Origin of the sequence: Novipirellula sp. (assembly GCF_041583735.1) — a bacterium.
Classification (GTDB): Bacteria; Planctomycetota; Planctomycetia; order Pirellulales; family Pirellulaceae; genus Novipirellula.
The window spans coordinates 1-3,746 of record NZ_JBFHFD010000771.1 but is presented as its reverse complement, the minus strand read 5'-3'; the positions used below and the strand labels follow the sequence as shown (position 1 = coordinate 3,746).

Annotated in this window: 3 protein-coding genes and 1 tRNA gene; 1 reads left to right on the top strand and 3 read right to left on the bottom strand. The window is 53.2% G+C overall.

The genetic code is table 11. The features are described from left to right. Nucleotides 1-520 precede the first annotated feature (520 nt). A tRNA-His gene (locus ABX962_RS32470) sits at nucleotides 521-594 on the top strand. 330 nt (nucleotides 595-924) lie between these two features. On the opposite strand, the gene ABX962_RS32465 is transcribed toward ABX962_RS32470, so the two are convergent. The 3 genes from ABX962_RS32465 to ABX962_RS32455 all read right to left on the bottom strand — a co-directional run bounded on the left by ABX962_RS32465 (nucleotide 925) and on the right by ABX962_RS32455 (nucleotide 3,157). Next, nucleotides 925-1,461, bottom strand: coding sequence for a hypothetical protein (locus tag ABX962_RS32465; protein ID WP_372725843.1), 537 nt, complete (start codon nucleotides 1,459-1,461; stop codon nucleotides 925-927). Between the two features lie 129 nt (nucleotides 1,462-1,590). Beyond that, nucleotides 1,591-2,400, bottom strand: coding sequence for a hypothetical protein (locus ABX962_RS32460; RefSeq protein ID WP_372725842.1), 810 nt, complete (start codon nucleotides 2,398-2,400; stop codon nucleotides 1,591-1,593). A 289-nt stretch (nucleotides 2,401-2,689) separates the two neighbouring features. Next, a complete protein-coding gene (locus tag ABX962_RS32455) occupies nucleotides 2,690-3,157 on the bottom strand; it encodes a hypothetical protein (protein ID WP_372725841.1) in 468 nt (155 codons plus the stop codon). Nucleotides 3,158-3,746 lie beyond the last annotated feature (589 nt).

The following is a 3,746-nucleotide window of genomic DNA, read 5'->3' as shown; positions in this document are numbered from 1 at the left end:
ATGAATGTGTCAATTCCAGAATGGCAGCCCCTGCATGCCCCATCCTCCCGCTCCGCTCTGCAAAATCAGATCCCAGAAAGCCAAATTCGAGGGCGCCCAACTTGGAGGCGTCAAATAACAGCTGCTCACTTGCCGTGTTCAAGGAAACCATGAACCGACGCGTTCGTTTCGAAGTTGCGCGTTTTTCACAACCCAAAGCGTAAGCAAGGGGACCTCGATCATGACTCGGTCCCTCGCTTACGCGTCGGGTTAGGATTTAATTGACTCGATCCTCGTGTTTGTGTAACGGGAATGGCGAATTTTTTTCGTCAGCCGCTTTTAATCACTTCGCTGGTGGCCAATGATTGGGTTTTCCGCCAATTGCCAAATCGATTGACACTTCCAGAAAGATCACCTAATCCGCATAAACCGCTTGTTTCGGGTTTTTGGAGCGAACCATCTTTAGGAAACACGATTCCCTTTAGTATCAGCCGTTGACGGTAAAGCGACGGGAAAGTAAATTCCCGTTCAACGACAGACGGTGGGTGTAGCTCAGTTGGTTAGAGCGTTGGATTGTGGTTCCAAATGTCGGGGGTTCGAATCCCCTCACTCACCCTGTTTTTTTCTTCTGCGGTCGCTGCCGCAATGTCGCTTAGCTCTGCGAGCTGTCAGCGTTCAATTGGCCATTTGCAGTTTGAGATAGGCAACGTTCTTTCTCTAGCAGGCCCTCGGTCGCGAATTCCTGCGGCTCAAATTCCGATGTGGCTGGGATGAACCTAGACCTCATCCGCAACCGAAGGATGGGCTAGCCAAATCGGCGTGGCATCGCTGGAGTTACAGGCTTTGCCCCTTGGCCGCGATCGTGTTCTGTCTTGGCGAAGCACACACAATGTGCTGTGTCCTGGTCCTCGTTCACAGTCGCCGACCTGATTCTTAGCTTCTGGTTTACTTCGATGTCTGCAAGGTTGGCAGCAACAGCATGACGGCCGCAATCGCGGTAAACAGCAACAGTGAACGAATCCCAAATCTTGCACGCATGCATAGTGACGTACCAATGGCTGCTGTGCTGATCGCAGCGACCGCCCATATCGGTACAACGATCCACAATAAAGGGCCGGGGCGAGAGGCAGATGTCCAGGAGGAATCGACAAACACGTACCCGAAACCCATGAAGATTCGAGTACTGATCGTATCGTCGTTGCCGCTATCACCGAGCATCGCGAAGTACTCTCGCGCCCTAAACTTGGTACCGCCGCCAGCGGTCACCCATCTGTCAGACGTCCATTCATTGATTCGATGCCGCGTGTAGGTTTGCCAGTTATTGGAAGCTTTGTGGCCTGGAGCAAGACGCGCTAACGGAATCATGATCGAGAAGAGTCCCTCGTCGGTAGACAATTCCACGTCACTGTAGGTCAAGTGATCGCTGTAGTTGTAGCTGCGAACGATTAGTAATGCCGACGTGGCGACGCTCGCGAGGATCAAACCAGCAACGAAACGGACGAGTTGGTTTGAATTTTTGATTTTTATCTCAAAATCGAACGTGACAAGCGGAAACACGCGAATGCGGCACCGCGAACGCCTGGAAATGTCGCTAGCGACACTACGGCAGACCTATTCTGTGGGCTTTTTTACCATGGGCATGTCAGGCTGCAAATCGATTCCATGTTGGCTGAGGTAACCGAGTTGCTTGGAGGTGTCATCGAAGTCCCAAACGGTTTCTCCGTTGCGAGTCAGCTGTAACGGTTCGGATGCGAACCGAGCAGCGGCGTATTGCCATTGCGGACCGTCGGGCGTTTGATGCACCGAAATGACCAACAGCAACTCGGGGTCGGTTCCCATCACGTAGGCAAAGATCGCGCCATCATCCTCGATTGCCTCGCCCTCGAAGCGATAGACCGGTTGGGGGAGACCGCGAAGCGGTTGATAAACACCTTTGTTCATGCACGAAGCCTTGAAGGACCGCGCTAGCATACGCATCTGAGTCAGCCGGACCACACGGTTATCAGCGGGCGTGGGGGCATCCTGAATCGGCGTGAATTTGAGTCCTGGGCCTTCAATGCGAAAGTCGCTGCCGCCGGAGTATTGGCACACAATCGTGTCTGTGGTCAACGATTGGAACTGATGGGCAACACGTCGTACGTTCTTGGCATGGTAGTATGAGAACAGCGAGCCGACCAACACACCACGGCCTTGGTGTGACCAAACAAACATGTCTCCGTGGGTTCCCGGTCGAAGTGGATTGCTCCACCGGAGCGTTGCGTCGGGCAGCTCAAGTGGCTGGTCAGGACGATCGGCCAGGTAAAACTTGTATTGCGGCAACTGGGCTGCGTAGTACGCGCTCCAAGCATCTCGTTGACTCGCACTTGCGTTCTCGTTCGGAGATTCTGCGACCGAGATCGAGGTTGCCAGAAATAAGCACATCGAAGCGATGTAAAAACAGCGTGCGATTCTCACACTAAGTCACCATGCAGGAGTAAAGAATTGCTAAAGACATAATGTCTCAGTTGCATCTGCGTGTGTCAAGTAATTTACGCTGAGAAACAAGGCACCGAGCACGATTGAATTCGAGCCGGCCTGGTGCATGGCAAGGATCGTCCATCGGTTCCTTCAGCCGCCGACTGGGAAACGCGAACGTCGTTCGCTTGAAGTTCTTTGAACTCGTTCTCGTACGACGACAGCAGTTGTATGGCGATTACGTCGTTGTTGAATCTCAATGGATGCCGATGTACACATGTTGGTGTTTCGTCTCGATCTTAACTCCCCATCCAATGTCCTTGACCGCGATTCGCTGAGGCATCCACCAACGCAGATACATCAGATAGCCGTCGCGTAGCGGACCGCCGGGGAACGCCATGCAGCGGCCAACAGGCGAGTAAACTAACAGCAGTGCACGCTTCGCCTTCGGCGCTTCGTAAAGATCGGGGTCGTATGTGGTGTAAACCAAAGCGGCAGGTCCTAGCGACGCGACAAACAAGACAATTGCGGCGATCGCGAATGTCGCTCTTCGGCGAGACGTTTTTAGGTAGTTGTGCTTGGGGCAAAGGAATGAGGCTGAGACAACCATGAGTAGAATGAGGATCGCTAACGCGAGCATGTATTCTCCGAAACGTGTCCAGAACGCCATTACTAAGGCGGTCCCGGCGACAATTCCAAGTAATGTTCGGAGAGAGAGTTTCATGCGACTCTTCGTTTTCAAAGTTCAAGTCGTGCAGTGTGACTTTCGGTTGGATCCGGTTGGATCAGGAATTGCCATCGATCTGGCTTCTTGCAGGCGAAAGCTCACGCGGCCCAGCGTGCCCGCGTTGGGCCGCGAAGTTTCTAATCGAACATCGATGGATTCTCGGAATCGATTCTAGCCGAGCCGAAGAGTCGGATGCAAGCGATTGAATCTGTTTGTCGCTGCCGTGGCGGTTGCACCGAGTCCGATGCGAAAACGCGTGGGGTTGCATCGTTGGACGACCTTGTTACCCCGCAATTTCAACTATTGCATTTTTCGAGGACGTGGGCCTGGACAATACGAAGTTCAGGGTGTCGCCGCGAACTTCTGGCCACTTCCTCTACACCCGATTCTCAGCTTGCGTTTCAGATTTTAGCATTGCGTCATCGAGTGGTGGATTCAAGCAACGAAGTGCGAAAACCGGGGACGCGTTCAAGTAAAAGGTCGACCCGACCCCGTCCGCCGTCTAGTAAAATCGCTTATCTACTCGCCGTCTGGAAAAGCTTTGGTGATATCGATGCCTCGTTCGGCGAGAAACGCAGATACGCGT

Bases quoted from the DNA above. Each gene is read 5' to 3' on its own strand.
- ABX962_RS32460 (WP_372725842.1), bottom strand. From the start codon at position 2,400: ATGTGCTTATTTCTGGCAACCTCGATCTCGGTCGCAGAATCTCCGAAC.
- ABX962_RS32455 (WP_372725841.1), bottom strand. From the start codon at position 3,157: ATGAAACTCTCTCTCCGAACATTACTTGGAATTGTCGCCGGGACCGCC.